16 protein-coding genes and 2 tRNA genes are annotated in these 14,448 nt (G+C 65.9%); 4 read left to right on the plus strand and 14 right to left on the minus strand.

The features are described from left to right. Window positions 1-47: 47 nt before the first annotated feature. Window positions 48-617: a 1,6-anhydro-N-acetylmuramyl-L-alanine amidase AmpD gene (gene ampD / locus RM463_RS08135; RefSeq protein ID WP_311429709.1), complete on the minus strand. Its 570-nt coding sequence runs from the start codon at window positions 615-617 to the stop codon at window positions 48-50. Window positions 618-716: 99 nt separating this feature from the next. Between ampD and nadC the strand changes: the two genes are divergently transcribed. Beyond that, window positions 717-1,577, plus strand: coding sequence for a carboxylating nicotinate-nucleotide diphosphorylase (nadC, locus tag RM463_RS08140; protein WP_311429943.1), 861 nt, complete (start codon window positions 717-719; stop codon window positions 1,575-1,577). On the opposite strand, the gene RM463_RS08145 is transcribed toward nadC, so the two are convergent. Continuing rightward, entirely contained in the window at window positions 1,574-2,095 is a 522-nt protein-coding gene (locus RM463_RS08145) for a GNAT family N-acetyltransferase (RefSeq protein WP_311429710.1), read from the minus strand. The two genes, nadC and RM463_RS08145, sit on opposite strands and share 4 nt — an antisense overlap. A 120-nt stretch (window positions 2,096-2,215) precedes the next feature. On the opposite strand from RM463_RS08145, the gene tsaA reads away from it, so the two are divergent. Then, window positions 2,216-2,941, plus strand: coding sequence for a tRNA (N6-threonylcarbamoyladenosine(37)-N6)-methyltransferase TrmO (gene tsaA, locus RM463_RS08150; protein ID WP_311429711.1), 726 nt, complete (start codon window positions 2,216-2,218; stop codon window positions 2,939-2,941). A gap of 52 nt (window positions 2,942-2,993) precedes the next feature. Here tsaA and purC read toward each other — a convergent pair whose 3' ends face one another. The 4 genes from purC to dapA are packed head-to-tail and all read right to left on the minus strand — an operon-like array spanning window position 2,994 to window position 6,437. Next, window positions 2,994-3,707 (minus strand): phosphoribosylaminoimidazolesuccinocarboxamide synthase, encoded by a 714-nt coding sequence (gene purC, locus RM463_RS08155; protein WP_195688962.1) that lies wholly within the window; start codon window positions 3,705-3,707, stop codon window positions 2,994-2,996. Between the two features lie 40 nt (window positions 3,708-3,747). Next, window positions 3,748-4,551, minus strand: coding sequence for an MBL fold metallo-hydrolase (locus tag RM463_RS08160; RefSeq protein ID WP_195688961.1), 804 nt, complete (start codon window positions 4,549-4,551; stop codon window positions 3,748-3,750). Next, a complete protein-coding gene (locus tag RM463_RS08165; protein WP_311429712.1) occupies window positions 4,551-5,507 on the minus strand; it encodes a lipoprotein, NlpB in 957 nt (318 codons plus the stop codon). The genes RM463_RS08160 and RM463_RS08165 overlap by 1 nt, the downstream gene beginning before the upstream one ends. A 45-nt stretch (window positions 5,508-5,552) precedes the next feature. Further along, complete coding sequence (gene dapA / locus RM463_RS08170; protein WP_195688959.1) at window positions 5,553-6,437, minus strand: 4-hydroxy-tetrahydrodipicolinate synthase; 885 nt, start codon at window positions 6,435-6,437, stop codon at window positions 5,553-5,555. A 223-nt stretch (window positions 6,438-6,660) separates the two neighbouring features. Here dapA and RM463_RS08175 point away from each other — a divergent pair, with 223 nt between their 5' ends. Continuing rightward, entirely contained in the window at window positions 6,661-7,149 is a 489-nt protein-coding gene (locus tag RM463_RS08175) for a peroxiredoxin (protein WP_311429713.1), read from the plus strand. Between the two features lie 27 nt (window positions 7,150-7,176). Here RM463_RS08175 and RM463_RS08180 read toward each other — a convergent pair whose 3' ends face one another. Further along, window positions 7,177-8,277, minus strand: a complete 1,101-nt coding sequence (locus RM463_RS08180; protein WP_311429714.1) for an AI-2E family transporter — start codon at window positions 8,275-8,277, stop codon at window positions 7,177-7,179. Beyond that, on the minus strand, window positions 8,274-8,522 hold the full coding sequence (locus RM463_RS08185) for a sulfurtransferase TusA family protein (protein WP_311429715.1): 249 nt from the start codon (window positions 8,520-8,522) through the stop codon (window positions 8,274-8,276). Before RM463_RS08185 ends, RM463_RS08180 begins: the two co-directional genes overlap by 4 nt. A 134-nt stretch (window positions 8,523-8,656) precedes the next feature. Here RM463_RS08185 and RM463_RS08190 point away from each other — a divergent pair, with 134 nt between their 5' ends. Further along, a complete protein-coding gene (locus RM463_RS08190; RefSeq protein ID WP_311429716.1) occupies window positions 8,657-10,123 on the plus strand; it encodes a M48 family metalloprotease in 1,467 nt (488 codons plus the stop codon). A gap of 1 nt (window position 10,124) precedes the next feature. Here RM463_RS08190 and nadA read toward each other — a convergent pair whose 3' ends face one another. From nadA to RM463_RS08220, 6 genes are all read right to left on the minus strand, one after another. Then, window positions 10,125-11,153: a quinolinate synthase NadA gene (gene nadA, locus RM463_RS08195; RefSeq protein ID WP_311429717.1), complete on the minus strand. Its 1,029-nt coding sequence runs from the start codon at window positions 11,151-11,153 to the stop codon at window positions 10,125-10,127. 254 nt (window positions 11,154-11,407) lie between these two features. Beyond that, window positions 11,408-11,483: transfer RNA gene (locus tag RM463_RS08200), tRNA-Lys, on the minus strand. A gap of 28 nt (window positions 11,484-11,511) precedes the next feature. Next, window positions 11,512-11,587, minus strand: a tRNA-Lys gene (locus tag RM463_RS08205). Window positions 11,588-11,666: 79 nt separating this feature from the next. Beyond that, window positions 11,667-12,518 carry a 23S rRNA pseudouridine(2605) synthase RluB gene (gene rluB / locus RM463_RS08210; protein ID WP_195688953.1) on the minus strand — a complete coding sequence of 284 codons (852 nt, stop codon included), beginning with the start codon at window positions 12,516-12,518 and terminating at the stop codon, window positions 11,667-11,669. Beyond that, the gene (gene scpB, locus RM463_RS08215) at window positions 12,515-13,384 is read right to left on the minus strand and encodes an SMC-Scp complex subunit ScpB (RefSeq protein WP_311429718.1); all 870 of its coding nucleotides are present in this window, start codon (window positions 13,382-13,384) and stop codon (window positions 12,515-12,517) included. The genes rluB and scpB overlap by 4 nt, the downstream gene beginning before the upstream one ends. Beyond that, window positions 13,381-14,292, minus strand: a complete 912-nt coding sequence (locus RM463_RS08220) for a ScpA family protein (protein ID WP_311429719.1) — start codon at window positions 14,290-14,292, stop codon at window positions 13,381-13,383. Before RM463_RS08220 ends, scpB begins: the two co-directional genes overlap by 4 nt. Between the last annotated feature and the right edge of the window lie 156 nt (window positions 14,293-14,448).

The raw sequence follows: 14,448 nt of genomic DNA on the forward strand, positions 1-14,448 counted from the left end.
CCGTATGAAGCAAGCGAGCGCCCTGACCATCACACCCGGTAGATGACTCACCCGGCCGCGTGGCACTCGTCCAGTCGCTGACGAAAGTAGGCCCAGTCGAAGGCGGGTCCGGGGTCACTCTTGCGCAGCGGAGCCACCTGCGCATGGCCGGCCACGCGCGATGCCTCAAGCTCGGGGTAGGCGGCGACAAGGTCGAGAGTCACCTCCACCAGTCGCTCATATTGGGCACCGGTATAGGCGGAGACCTCGTTGCCCTCCAGCTCGATGCCGATGGCAAAGTCGTTGAGGGCGGTACGCCAGCGCTCGCCGTCGCGCCAGCGGGAGCGCCCGGCGTGCCAGGCCCGGCGCTGGAAAGGCACGAACTGCACACACTCGCCATTGCGGCGAATCAGCAGGTGAGCCGAGACACGCAGGCCCTGAAGGGAGGCGAAGAAGGGGTGGGCCTCGGGGTCCAGCCGGTTGGTGAACAGATTCTCGATATGCGCTCCACCATATTCACCCGGCGGCAGGCTGATGGAGTGCAACACCAGCAGCGACACCTCACCGTGCGGTCGTTCGTCACAGTTGGGGGACGGCACACGCCGCGCCCCGGCAAGCCAGCCCTGTTCAATCGCCATGCGTCTCTCCCCTGACGTCACCGGTAGGGATTCCCTATAATGGACCTCCTTGACCACTCCGGCCACCCCACGCCGGCACCAACCCCACGAGTGACCCGCATGGACTTTCAGGACACCCAGCCCTACCACAACAAGCTCGTCGAAGAGATTCGCGATGCCGCCGCCCGCCTGCTGGCCGAGGACGTTGGCCCGGGCGATATCACCGCCCGACTGATTCCTGCCGAGCAGTTCGCCAGGGCTCGCGTCATCACCCGCGATGACTGCGTGCTGTGCGGGGTGGCCTGGGTCGATGAGCTGTTCCGCCGCCTAGATGCCACGGTGACCCTGCGCTGGCTGGCCGCCGACGGAGACACCCTGACGGCCGGCCAGTGCTTCCTCGAGCTGGAGGGGGCGGCGCGCAGCCTGCTGACCGGCGAGCGCGCGGCGCTCAACCTGTTGCAGACGCTATCGGCTACCGCCACTCACACCCGCCACTATGTCGACCTGATCGCCGACACCGGCGTGCGCCTGCTCGACACCCGCAAGACCCTACCGGGCCTGCGTCTGGCGCAGAAGTATGCGGTGGCCTGCGGTGGAGGGCACAACCATCGCATCGGGCTATGGGATGCCTTCCTGATCAAGGAGAACCATATCGCCGCCTGTGGTGGTATCGAGGCGGCGGTGAGCGAGGCCCGCCGCATCGCGAGCGACCTGCCGGTAGAGGTGGAGGTGGAGAGCCTCGACGAGCTTGACCAGGCCCTGGCGGCCGATGCCGACATCATCATGCTCGACAATTTCAGCCTCGACGAGCTGCGGGAGGCCGTACGCCGCAACGCCGGCAAGGCGACCCTGGAGGCCTCCGGCAACGTCGACAGGAGCACGCTGCGCGCCATCGCCGACACCGGGGTCGACTGCATCTCCAGCGGCGCCCTGACCAAGGATGTCAAGGCGATCGACCTCTCCATGCGCCTGGAAGACTAGGTCTGCAGCGCGACCAGCGACTTCTCCAGCCGATGGCGAGACAGCCGCTCACCGTTGCGCTCCACATACTCATGGCCGAGGTCGCGCCAGCCGCGCCGCTCCAGCCCCATGGCCAGCATCAGGCTCGCCTCGATGCTGGCACGGGACACCCCGCGCTCGATCAGCAGTCGCTCGGCGTGAATCAAGAGCGTCGAACCGATGCCGCGACGCGCCAACGAAGGCCATACATAGAGCGTCACGATGCGTCCGGCGTGGGGCTCCAGCTCGAGAAAACCGACGCAGCGGCCATCACACTCCGCCACCAGGGTGGTATAGAGAGCCTGTCGCGCCGCCCAGGCACTCGCATCTCGCGGCAGCGCCGAGACCCAGGCATCACGCTGGGGCCTGGTGTAGTGTGTAGAGGCCCCCTGCATCACCGCATGATGAAAGACCTCGGCCTGGTCGCCGGCGTCTCGCGCCAGGGCCTCGCGGTAGCGAATTCGCGGTGCGGGGCAGCGCGGGGCCTCCCTCTTCGGCATTGCAGCACTCTCACCCATGGGATGTCTCGCAACATTGATGAATGCCGAGAGACTACACAACCCCACGCCGACAGGCCAACCGCGGTCGCCGGCCTGAGCGGGGCCAGGCATAATGCCCCCATGAGCGTTCACTCCTCCCCCCCGGCCATCACCCTGTCGCCCATCGGCCTGATCGAGAGCGACTTCCCCGACAAGTTCGGCGTGCCCCGCCAGCCCGGCCTGGCCCCCTCGGCTCGTGCCCTCCTCCGGCTACTCCCCCCCTACGATGACCCGCTGACGGTCAGGGGACTGGAGACCTTCAGCCACCTGTGGCTCACCTTTCTCTTTCACCAGAGTCCCGAACGCTGGACACCACTGGTGCGACCGCCACGCCTCGGCGGCAATCGCCGGGTCGGGGTCTTCGCCAGCCGCAGCACCCACCGACCCAACCGCCTGGGCCTGTCGCTGGTCGAGCTGATCGAGGTCGACACTCGGGCCGGCGTCAGGCTACGGCTCGCCGGTGCCGACCTGGTGAACGGCACCCCGGTGCTCGATATCAAGCCCTACCTGCCCTGGGCAGAAGCCAGGCCCGAGGCCAGCGCCGGCTTCGCTCCCGAGGCCCCTCCCCGACTCCCGGTATGCTTCACCCAGGCCGCCGAAGCGACGCTTGTCGGCCGTGATGATGCCGCCTCGCTGCGCTCACTGATCGAGGAGGTGCTGAGCCAGGACCCTAGGCCGGCCTATCGCGACGACGATGAGACTCGCCGTTATGGCGTTCGCCTGCGCGAGCTGGATATACGCTTTCGTGTCGTGGCGGCATCCCGCGGCACTCGCCTCCTGGAAGTGCTGGAGATCGTGCCTGCATAAACGACCAGGGGCCCCGCAGGGCCCCTGGTGATGCCAACCTGAAGCCTCGGCCTCAGTCGAAGCTGACCCCGATTCGACGCCCGACCTCCTCGTAGGCCTCGATCACGCCACCGAGACCCTGACGGAAGCGATCCTTGTCGAGCTTCTCGCGCGTCTCGGCGTCCCACAGACGGCAACCGTCCGGGGAGAACTCGTCGCCCAGGACAAGCTGCCCCTTGAACAGGCCGAACTCCAGCTTGTAGTCCACCAGCAGCAGGCCGCCATCGGCAAACAGCTGCTTGAGCACCGCATTGACCTTGAAGGTCAGCGCCTTCATCTCGGCCAGCTGGTCGGCGGTCGCCCAGCCGAAGGTTTCGGCCAACGACTCGTTGATCATGGGGTCGTGCAGGGCATCATTCTTGAGAAACAGCTCGAAGGTGGGCGGCGAGAGCGCCTCCCCCTCGGTCACGCCCAGCCGCTTGACCAGGCTGCCCGCGGCGATATTGCGCACCACGCACTCGACCGGAATCATCTCCAGCGTCTTGACCAGGCTTTCGGTGTCGGAGAGGCGCTTCTCGAAGTGGGTGGGCACCCCCGCTGCGGACAACGTCTCCATGATGAAGGCGTTGAAGCGGTTGTTGACCATCCCCTTGCGGTCCAGCGACTCCATGCGCTCGCCGTCGAAGGCGCTGGTGTCATCGCGGAATTGCAGTATTACGCGATCCGGGTCATCGGTGGTGAAGACCGACTTGGCCTTGCCGGCGTAGAGTTCTTGACGCTTTTCCATGGAAGCCTCCGGAGGGCTTGGTCAGTTGGAAGGTTGCAGCTCAGGCGATGGCTTGCCATGCCAGACCATCGTCCTGGCAGGCTACCATCAACCGCGATGTGTCACCGTCGAGCAGTGGCGTCAAAGCCTCCAGCGCCAGCTCGGGGCGATTGTTGTGTTCAGATAGATGCGAACAGGCGATTCGCTGCAGGCGGTCGAGGCCGAGCCGGGTCAGCAGTGTCGCCGCCTGGGTATTGGCCAGATGCCCCCAGTCACCCCCCACTCGCCGCTTGAGGCGGGGTGGATAGGGGCCCTCGGCAAGCATCCGGACATCATGGTTGCACTCAAGCACCAGGGCATCGCAGCCGGCAAAGGCCTGGGCAACGTGCTCGGTGGGGTGTCCGAGGTCGGTGAGCAGCCCCAGGTGTCGCTCACCGCCCTGAATACGGAACTGCACCGGCTCGCGGGCATCATGTGGCACGGTCACCGGGTCGATATGGAGTCCCTTCACGGCGAAGCGCGCCTGGGGGGTGATCCAGTGGCGTTCGGGCAGCTCACCCAGCCGACCACTCCCCCAGGTACCCGGAGTCAGCCACACCGGCACCCCGTAGCGACGAGCCAGGGGGCCTACCCCACGAATATGGTCGCCATGCTCATGGGTCACCAGCAAGGCATCGAGCTGCCGCGGGTGCAGCCCCAGACGGGCCAGGCGACGCTCGGCTTCGCGCAGCGTGAAACCGCAGTCCACCAGCAGATGAGTCTCGCCGTCGCTTACCAGGGTCGCGTTACCCTTGCTGCCGCTGCCCAGCGATGCAAAGTGCAGACGCCCGCCTTGCCGCGCGATGGTGTTGCCGGCCTCCGTCATCAGCGCAGCAGGCTCGCCACTCGCTCCAGCAGCTCGCGTCGGTCCTCGGCACTGAAGCCGCGCTCGCTGAGATTCACCGCCCGCAACAGGGTGCGGTCGGGGCCCTCGCGCTCCAGCTCCAGGCGAATCTCTCGCGGCGACTCGGAGGTCACCAGTCCTTTCCAGAACCCGACACTGCGCTCGGAAAGCGGCAGGTAGCGAATGCGATGGGAGTAGTCCGTCGGAGTGCCCTCCAGCAGCTCGCGACGCTCCTCCACGGTGAACTCCTGCTTGAGCTGGTAGTCGAGCTCGGCCCAGGTGCGGTCAATATCCAGCGGCACCTCGACCGCCCACTCATCGCCCCGTTGAACGAGGTGCAGACGCTCCCCACCGGCCAGGCGCTGGGCCTGCAGCGAGGCGGTTTTCGACGCCGTGGCGCTGCGCGCAGCGAGATACTGCTCCAGGGCACCGAGGCAGGCACTCTCCGGGCGCCCGGCTTGATCGCAACGCACCTCGCTGTCACCGGCACGCAGCCCCTGGCGGACGCTCAGGCGCCCCTGGCGTGTCTCGACCACCCCGCGACTCGAATCGCTGGCGACCACCTCCAGGCCGCGGCTGCGCGCGAAGCTCTCCAGCTGTGGCCAGACGCTGTCCGGGGCGGCTCCCACCACCAGCCAGGCGTCGTCGCCCACTCGGCGGGACTCGACGAACTCACGCTGAAGTTGACCGGCACCCAGCGGTTGCGGTGCCGGTGCCTCGAAGTCACCCGCGGAGCCGCGAAAGTCGGCGGCCGTCTCGGGCACCGGCATGGCGTCACGATAGCGCTCGGCGGAACGCCCCTCGGGCAGCACCAGAGGCGCCGCCTGGCGGGCATCGGCATAGTCGATATTACGATCGTGATAATAGCCATCATCACGGGCACAGCCGGCCAGGGCGACGAGCATCGCCAGCGGCAGCCATTTCAGCGCTGAGTTCATGGGTCTACCTTGCTTCCAGTTGTCCAGGGGCCGGCGCGGCGGCGATCAGTCGTCGATCAGGCCGGCCAGTTGCAGGGCTTCGCTGATGGTGGAGTGGTACTTCTCCGACAGCCAGGTGAGCGGCAGGCGGATGCCCGGCTCGATCAGTCCCATGCGATTGAGTGACCACTTGACCGGGATCGGGTTGGCCTCGATGCCGAGATTGGTATGCAGCGGCATCAGGCGCGTATTGAGCTGATGCGCACGCTCGGCATCACCGGCGACCGCGGCGGCACACAGCTCGTGCATGGCCTGAGGCGCCACGTTGGCCGTTACCGAGATATCCCCATGACCGCCCATCAGCATGAAGTCACAGGCGGTGCCATCATCCCCCGAGTAGAGCATGAAGCCACTGCCCGCGAGGCGACCGATCAGGTCCTCGGCACGCTCCAGGTTACCGGTGGCGTCCTTGAGCCCGATGATATTGTCCACCTCGGCGAGGCGCAGCACGGTCTCGTTGTAGAGGTCGGAGCAGGTGCGGCCGGGCACATTGTAGAGGATCACCGGCAGCTCGCTACCCTCGGCGACCGCCTTGAAGTGGCGATAGAGCCCCTCCTGGGTCGGCTTGTTGTAGTAGGGGCAGACCGACAGGCAGTAGTCGGCGCCTACCTCGCTGGCATAGCGAGCCAGCTCCACGGCCTCGGAAGTGGCGTTGGCGCCGGTACCGGCAATCACCGGAATCCGTCCGTCAACCTCCTCCACCACCGTCCGAATCACATCGAAGTGCTCGGCAAATGACATGGTGGTGGGCTCGCCGGTGGTACCGGCGGCGACGATGCCATCGGTGCCATGGTCGAGATGGAAGTTCACCAGGCGACGCAGCGCCTCCCAATCGATATCGCCATTGACCTTCATCGGCGTCGCCAGGGCGACGATGCTTCCCGTGACCATCCTCTCTATCCTCTCGGTTCGACTGCTGCCGGCTCGATTGCCGCTCGGCGCCCCGGCCCTAGCGGCGCCCAGACGGGGCAGGTCGCTGCCCCCAAGGCCCAAATGGTACTCAGGCGGCCCAGGCCTGTACAGCGACGCGACCAGATTCCACCACCCTCTTTGACAGCCGGGCGGGGGTTGCGTGTAATCGACGCCTCGTGACCCACTCACCCAGGAGACTCCCATGAGTGTCAGCATCGGCCAGCCGGTACCCGACTTCACAGCCCTCGCCACCGGCGACACCAGCGTTACCCTGTCCGAGTTCAAGGGGCGCCAGGTCGTGATCTTCTTCTACCCCAGGGCCAGCACCCCCGGCTGTACCACCGAAGGCGGAGACTTCCGCGATCGCAAGGCGGAGTTCGAGGCTGCCAATACCGTGGTGCTTGGCGCCTCCCGGGACGGTATTCGGGCCCAGGAGAACTTCAAGGCAAAGCAGGCGTTCAACTTCGCCCTTATCTCCGACAAGGAGGAGACACTCTGCCGGCTGTTCGACGTGATCAAGCTCAAGAAGATGTACGGCAAGGAGCACCTTGGCATCGAGCGCAGCACCTTCCTGATCGACAGCGAGGGCAGGCTGGCCCACGAGTGGCGCGGGGTCAAGGTCAAGGGCCACGCCCAGGAAGTCCTGGAGAGGGCTCAGTCCCTGAACGAGGGCTCCGGCGACACCGAGTAACAGCCGGCGGGGCCGCCGGAGGCGGCCTCACTCCCCTGCCACCACCTCGCCGCCCTCGCTCTGGCGATGACGCTTGACCCCCCGGGGCCAGGCGTAGACCAGCGCCTTGATCAGGGTCGCCAGCGGGATGGCGAAAAAGATGCCCCAGAACCCCCAGATGCCGCCGAAGAACAGCACCGCCACGATGATCGATACCGGATGCAGGTTGACCGCTTCGGAGAACAGCACCGGCACCAGCACATTGCCATCCAGTGCCTGAATCACCCCATAGGCGACCAGCACATAGAGGAACTGATCGCTCATGCCGAAGTGGAAGCCCGCCACGGCGGCCACCGGTAGCGTCGCCACCGCGGCGCCGATGTACGGCACCAGCACCGAGAACCCCACCAGCACCGCCAGCAGCGCGGTATACGGCAACCCGAAGAAGGCAAAGGTCAGGAATGCCGCCGTACCCACGATCATGATCTCGATAAACTTGCCACGCACATAGTTGGCGATCTGGCTGTCCATCTCATGCCAGATACGGGTCATCAGGGTGCGCTTGCGAGGGAGCAGCGACAGGATGAAGTCCACCAGGCGCTCACGATCCTTGAGCAGGAAGAACACCAGGATCGGCACCAGCACCAGATAGATGATCAGCGCCAGAACATTACCCAGCGAAGCCAGGGAGAGGGTAAGCGCCCGCTGTCCGAACTGGGTCATCTCACGCCCCGCCACGGCGATCCAGTTCTGGATCTGGTCCGGAGTGACCAGCTGTGGATAGCGCTCCTGCAGATCATCGAGCAGCTGCTGGCCACTGGCAAACATCCGCGGGGTCTCCTGTACCAGCGCCACCAGCTGGTTCCAGATCAGCGGCATCAGGATAAGAGCCATCGCCAGCAACAGTCCCAGGAAGAAGAGGAACACCAGGATCACGGCCAGCAGATGGGGGACATGTCGCCGCTCGAGCCAGCTCACCGCCCCCTGAAGCAGAAAGGCGATCACCAGCGCCGTCAGAAAGGGGGCCAGCATGCGCCCCAGAAAGACCACCACCGCGATGCCGAGCACCAGGACCAACAGCAGGATCACCGCCTCCTCGTCGGACAGATAGCGATCGACCCACCCCCTGAGCACGGTACGCAAGGTCATGAAGCGCGCCCCTCGCCCTTGCGGATCCAGTAGTGATAGATGCTGTCGCGCTCCTCCCTGGCCGACATTTCGTGAGGGCTCTGTTCGATATAGGTGGCAAAGTCCCCCCAAGAGCCGGCATCGGTGGCCTTCACCTCGAGAAGCTGACCAACCTCGAGCCGGGAGAGCGCCTGTTTGGCCTTGAGCAGGGGAAGCGGGCAAGGCAGTCCGCAGACATCGAGTACTTGGTCGGGTTGCAGAGACATGTAGACTCCCTGAAGAATGCGGAATATCGCCACCTGGCTTGGCCAGCGGCGGGAAGCCCTAGGATTTAAAGGCACTTTGCGAGGCGAATCAATGTCAGAGTGTGGGCCCGCCTCGCCCCAAGGAGAGCTCGTCCATGCCGTCACGCCCCCTCCCTCGTGCTGCTGCCCTGCTGCTGGGGCTGTGCCTGGCACTGCCTGCCGTCGGCCAGTGGACCGAACCCGCCTGGGAGAGCAGCGCCGACCTGCCCAGCCTGTCGGCCACGGGTCATCGGGCCGCCACCAGCGAAGAGTATCGTCTGGGGCGTGCCTGGCTGCGCCAGTTTCGCGCCCGGGCCCCCGAATGGCAGGACCCCATCGCCCAGGCCTATGTCGAGGCACTGCTCGCTCGACTCGCCTCCCATGCCGGAGTCGACGCCAGCGAGCTGCTCGTGACCCTGGTCGACAGCCATCGCCTCAACGCCTTCGCGGTACCCGGCGGCGTGGTTGGCATCAACGCCGGGCTGTTCGCCTTCGCCGACCAGGAGGCGGAGCTGGTCTCGGTGCTTGCCCATGAGCTCGGCCACCTGGCCCAACGCCACTACTCGCGCGGCCAGGCTCGCGCCGAGCAGACCCAGGTCCCCGCCATGGCCGCCATGCTGGCTGGCATGCTGATCGCCGCCGCCGGAGGGGGCGATGCAGGCATCGGCGTCGCCATGGGCTCCCAGGCCGCCTTTATCCAGGATCAGCTGAGCTACTCGCGCCGCTATGAGCAGGAGGCCGATCGCCTGGGGCTGCAGGTCATGGCGGAGGCGGGCTACGACCCCGAGTCCATGGTCTCGATGTTTCGCGCCATGCAGCGGCTGACCAGCCTGCAGGGCGGCACCCCTCCCGAGTTTCTGCTCACCCACCCGCTTACCGAGTCGCGCATCAGTGATACCGCATCACGCGCCGCCAAGCTCTCGATGCAGGGGCAACGAGATGGCCTGCAGTACCACCTGGTGCGCGCCCGTGCACTGCTGGCGATTCACCGGACAGACCCCGACCGGGCGAGGACCCGGCTGATTCAGGGCGATGCCCCCCGGCAGGCGGAGCGTTATCTGGCGGCCTTGATCAGCGCCGAACGGGGCGATACGGATGAGGCGCTGCGCCGGCTCGACGCCCTGGCGCGAGAGCAGCCCGATCTCACCCTGATCCCCGCCACGGCGGCCGAAACGGCCTTCGCCGCCGGACGCACCGATGACGCCATCGAGCGCAGCCGGCGCCTGCTGCGCCTGGTTCCGGGACATGTCCCGACCAGCCTCACCCTCGCCGAAGCCCAGCTCCAGCGTGATCCCGAGACGGCATGGCGCCTTCTGCGCGACCTGGCAGACCGGCGCCCCGAGGACCATCGCGTGTTTGCACTGCTCGCCGAGGCGGCGGGACGCAGCGGCCGCGAGGCCTTGGGGCACCTGGCCCGTGCCGAACATCAGCAGCTTACCGGACGCATCACCGACGCCATCCGCCAGCTGGGCGTGGCTCGCCGAGTAGCCGAGCAGGAAGGCAACGCTACCGCGGCCGCGCGTATCGAGCAGCGTTACGAGGCGTTCCTCGGCTACCGAGAAACGCTCGAGAAGTTTCGGTAGCCTAGCGCTTGAAGTTGAGCATCCGCTCCAGCGGCTTCAGCGCCGCATGGCGAAGCTCTGTATCGACCTGGATCTCACCATGCCCATGACGCAGGGCATCGGCCAGGTTATCCAGCTCGTTCATCGCCATCCAGGGGCAGTGAGCACAGCTCTTGCAAGTGGCACCATCGCCAGCCGTAGGCGCCTCGAACAGCGTCTTTTCCGGCACCGCCTGCTGCATCTTGAAGAAGATGCCACGATCGGTGGCCACGATCAGCTTGTCGTTGGGCAGCTCCTTGGCCGCCTGGATCAGCTGGGACGTCGAGCCCGCCACATCGGCCAGCTCCACCACCGCCGCCGGCGACTCCGGGTGCACCAGCACCGCGGCCTCCGGATAGAGCGCCTTGAGGTCCTCGACCCCCTTGGACTTGAACTCTTCGTGGACGATGCAGGCACCGTCCCACAGCAGCATGTCGGCACCGGTCTGCTTCTGGATATAGCCCCCCAGGTGCTTGTCCGGCGCCCACAGGATCTTTTCGCCGCGGGCCTGGAGGTGCTCGATCACCTCCACGGCGATGGAGGAGGTCACCACCCAGTCGGCACGCGCCTTTACCGCCGCCGAGGTGTTGGCGTAGACCACCACGGTGCGGTCGGGGTGCTGGTCGCAGAAGGCGCTGAACTCATCGGCCGGACAGCCCAGATCGAGCGAACAGGTCGCCTCCAGGGTCGGCATCAGTACTCGCTTCTCCGGGGAGAGGATCTTGGCGGTCTCTCCCATGAAGCGTACACCGGCCACCACCAGGGTATCGGCCGGATGCCGGGCGCCGAAGCGAGCCATCTCCAGGGAGTCGGCCACGCAGCCCCCGGTCTCCTCGGCCAGCTGCTGGATGGCATCATCGGTGTAGTAATGGGCCACCAGAACGGCGTTATTGGCCTCGAGAAGCCGCTTGATCTCCTCGATGCGCGCCTGATCCTGGGCGGGGATACGGGTGGGGCAATAGGTGCGGGCCAGGTGCTCACGCACCTCGGCACGGGAAGTCATGATCGTCATCGTGTCTACCACTGTGACCGGCAGGGGCTCCCCCTGCAGAGGATGGGAGCATCTCATCCACGCGCTCCGCGTGGCGAGATGCGCCAATGAGCTCGGCTGCGTCTGTCGCCTGCCGGCTCGCCCTCTATTCTAGACCATATCGCCGGTGTATTGACCAGCGCCGGCCGAAAACCTCTGGCCAGCCTCTCGGCATCAATACCCCTCGGCACCAATACGAAGACGCCCCGATCTCGAGGAGACCGGGGCGTCTGAATTGGTGGGTCGTGTAGGATTCGAACCTACGACCAATTGGTTAAAAGCCAACTGCTCTACCAACTGAGCTAACGACCCGAGCTTGCAAGCAAGCCAGTGTCCGGTGTGGTGGGTCGTGTAGGATTCGAACCTACGACCAATTGGTTAAAAGCCAACTGCTCTACCAACTGAGCTAACGACCCTTCCGAACGGGGGCAGATAATACTGATACACCTGGGGCCTGGCAAGCCTTTTTTTGATTTCCTTTAGCTGAGTCCGCGGTCAGCGACGCGCTCTCGGCTTGCGCATCGCCTGTACCGGCTTGCGCTTGTGCTTGTCGCGGCTCCAGCGATTCTTCTCGTCCGGCGTCAGCTCCGGCACCTTGCGTACCGGCAGGCTTGCCAGCTCGGCCAGGTCATCGACTTCCTCCTGAGAGAGCTCCACCCACTCACCGGCCTTGGCGCGCTTGTCGAGAAAGATATTGCCGTAGCGCACCCGCTTGAGCCGACTGACGGTCAGGCCTTGCGACTCCCAGAGCCGACGCACCTCGCGATTGCGCCCCTCCATGATCACCACGTGAAACCAGGTGTTGATGCCCTCGCCGCCGAACTCCTGAACGTCGGTAAAGCGCGCCGGGCCGTCATCGAGCATCACGCCTTCGACCATGGCCACCACATGCTCCTGGGTCACCTCTCCCATCACCCGCACCGCATACTCCCGCTCCACCTGAGTGGAGGGGTGCATCAGGCGGTTGGCGAGCTCACCATCGGTGGTAAACAGCAGCAGGCCGCTGGTGTTGATATCCAGGCGACCGATGGCGATCCAGCGCTCGCCCTTGAGGCGCGGCAGCCGGTCGAACACGGTGCGACGACCCTCGGGATCCTTGCGAGTACACAACTCACCCTCGGGCTTGTTGTACATGATCACTCGCCGCGGCACCTCCTCGGCGGCACGCAGAGTTACCGGCCGATTATCGAAGAGCACCCTGTCGCGGGTCTCGATACGATCGCCCAGGGTCGCCACCTGGCCATTGACCTGGACGCGACCGGCGGCGATGGCAGCCTCCATCTCGCGGCGCGAGCCAAGCCCGGCTCGCGCCAGGACCTTCTGCAGTTTTTCGCTGGTATTGCTCATGAATCTTCGTTCTCACTGGATGTGTATTCCGCCCCCGGAGCAGCGTCATCATCGACGCGGCTTCGGGCACGTTCGGACAGACGCGCCTCGAGATCGGCGAAGCTCAGGTCTGCCCGCTCGGACGCCTTCTCGGCGTGATCAAGACCGCCCTCTTCGGCGGGCTCGTTGGAGGCATCGGCCGCCGCCGACGCCTCGGATTCGGATAGTGTAGCGCCCTCGGATGCCTCACCGGCACCCTCATCTTGCACCATATCCGCCTGGGCGAGAATATCGGTCTGGTCGGGCGGCGACCCCTCTTCATCGAAGGCGTCCATCTGCTTCGCCCCCTCGAACGCCTTGAGCTCATGCATGGGGGGTAGCTCATCGAGCGTCTTGAGACCGAAGTCGTCGAGAAAGCTGCGAGTGGTCGCATAGACCGCGGGTCGCCCCGGCACGTCACGATGGCCCACCACGCGAACCCAGCCACGCTCGAGCAGGGTGCGCATGATCGAGCCGCTCACCGAGACCCCGCGCACCTCCTCGATATCGCCACGGGTAACCGGCTGACGGTAGGCAATCAGCGCCAGGGTCTCGAGCAGCGCCCTCGAATAGCGCTGGGGACGCTCATCCCAGAGTCGCGACACCCAGGGGGAGAGCCGTGGGCGGATGCGCAATTGATAGCCCGAGGCCGTCTCGATCAGCTCCATGGCACCCCGTTCATGGCGGCCATGCAGGCGCTCCAGCGCCTCGCGCAGGGCGCGCCGCGGCGGCCGCTCATGGTCGTCAAACAGGGCCTCCAGGCGCTCCACCGCCAATGGCTCTCCCGCGGCCAGCAGCGCCGCCTCGAGGATCTCATCCAGCACACCGGGTACTTCCTCGGCCATCATGGCCCAACCTCCCCGTCTTCCTCCTCGAAGGGACTCTCTCCCCCATCTTCGGGATCATCCTGCTCGACACCCTCGGCCGGGGCGACTCGGGCGCGGACATGAAGGGGCGTCAGCGGTGCGTTCTGCACGACCTCGATCATCGACTCCTTGGCCAGCTCGAGAATCGCCATGAAGGTCACCACGACACCGGCACGCCCCTCCTCCAGCGCGAACAGCGCCTCGAAGGGCACGAAGCGACCGCCCTCGAGCCGTTCCATGATCGCCAGCATGCGCTCGCGGGTCGACAGCACCTCGCGGCTGATCTGGTGGGTCTGGTTGAGCTCGGCACGCCGCAGGATACCCGCCAGGGCACCCAGCAACTGGTCCAGTCCGACATCCGGGTGGATCACCCGACTCTCCAGCGGCGGCAGTGCCGCCCGAGCCGGGAACCAGTCGCGCCCCAGCCGAGGCAGTTCGGCCAGCGACTCGGCGGCACTCTTTAACCGCTCATACTCCTGCAGGCGGCGAATCAGCTCGGCGCGCGGATCCTCCTCCTCGTCGTCACCCCCCTCCCTGGGTGGACGTGGCAGCAGGGTGCGCGACTTGATCTCGGCAAGCATCGCCGCCATCAGCAGGTATTCGCCCGCCAGCTCGATCTCCATGGCCTTCATCAGCTCGACGTACTCGATGTACTGCCGGGTGATGGCGGCCACATCGATGGCCAGAATATCCAGGTTCTGTCGGCGAATCAGGTAAAGCAGCAGGTCGAGCGGCCCCTCGAAGGCCTCGAGAAAGACCCGTAGCGCCTCCGGCGGGATATAAAGGTCCTCCGGCAGCTCGGTAATCGGCTCATCGAACAGCCTGCCGAGCACCTCGGCCTGGCCGGCGGCGGTCTGTTCGAGGCTGGGGGTATCGGGGGTAGCACTCACGCGTCGTGCCTCTCCGAGGACGCAGGATCAACGGCGCAGTCTAGCAAGAGCGTACCCATGGAAACAGCGCCTTGAGGCTGCCCACGGCCCGCGCGGTGATGTCGCCATCCGCGCCGCGCCCTCAACGGCCGCGGAGCCGGCTGGGCCGGCTGGGCC

The sequence above is a fragment of the Halomonas sp. LES1 genome (genome assembly GCF_031846005.1).
Classification (GTDB): domain Bacteria; phylum Pseudomonadota; class Gammaproteobacteria; order Pseudomonadales; family Halomonadaceae; genus Halomonas.

Excerpts from the sequence above, each read along its gene's own strand:
- scpB (WP_311429718.1), bottom strand. The coding sequence starts at position 13,384 with ATGATGGCCGAGGAAGTACCCGGTGTGCTGGATGAGATCCTCGAGGCG.
- RM463_RS08145 (WP_311429710.1), bottom strand. The coding sequence starts at position 2,095 with ATGCCGAAGAGGGAGGCCCCGCGCTGCCCCGCACCGCGAATTCGCTAC.
- dapA (WP_195688959.1), bottom strand. The coding sequence starts at position 6,437 with ATGGTCACGGGAAGCATCGTCGCCCTGGCGACGCCGATGAAGGTCAAT.
- RM463_RS08160 (WP_195688961.1), bottom strand. The coding sequence starts at position 4,551 with ATGACGGAGGCCGGCAACACCATCGCGCGGCAAGGCGGGCGTCTGCAC.
- nadA (WP_311429717.1), bottom strand. The coding sequence starts at position 11,153 with ATGACGATCATGACTTCCCGTGCCGAGGTGCGTGAGCACCTGGCCCGC.
- RM463_RS08175 (WP_311429713.1), top strand. The coding sequence starts at position 6,661 with ATGAGTGTCAGCATCGGCCAGCCGGTACCCGACTTCACAGCCCTCGCC.
- nadC (WP_311429943.1), top strand. The coding sequence starts at position 717 with ATGGACTTTCAGGACACCCAGCCCTACCACAACAAGCTCGTCGAAGAG.
- RM463_RS08185 (WP_311429715.1), bottom strand. The coding sequence starts at position 8,522 with ATGTCTCTGCAACCCGACCAAGTACTCGATGTCTGCGGACTGCCTTGC.
- tsaA (WP_311429711.1), top strand. The coding sequence starts at position 2,216 with ATGAGCGTTCACTCCTCCCCCCCGGCCATCACCCTGTCGCCCATCGGC.
- ampD (WP_311429709.1), bottom strand. The coding sequence starts at position 617 with ATGGCGATTGAACAGGGCTGGCTTGCCGGGGCGCGGCGTGTGCCGTCC.
- RM463_RS08180 (WP_311429714.1), bottom strand. The coding sequence starts at position 8,277 with ATGACCTTGCGTACCGTGCTCAGGGGGTGGGTCGATCGCTATCTGTCC.
- rluB (WP_195688953.1), bottom strand. The coding sequence starts at position 12,518 with ATGAGCAATACCAGCGAAAAACTGCAGAAGGTCCTGGCGCGAGCCGGG.
- RM463_RS08190 (WP_311429716.1), top strand. The coding sequence starts at position 8,657 with ATGCCGTCACGCCCCCTCCCTCGTGCTGCTGCCCTGCTGCTGGGGCTG.
- purC (WP_195688962.1), bottom strand. The coding sequence starts at position 3,707 with ATGGAAAAGCGTCAAGAACTCTACGCCGGCAAGGCCAAGTCGGTCTTC.
- RM463_RS08165 (WP_311429712.1), bottom strand. The coding sequence starts at position 5,507 with ATGAACTCAGCGCTGAAATGGCTGCCGCTGGCGATGCTCGTCGCCCTG.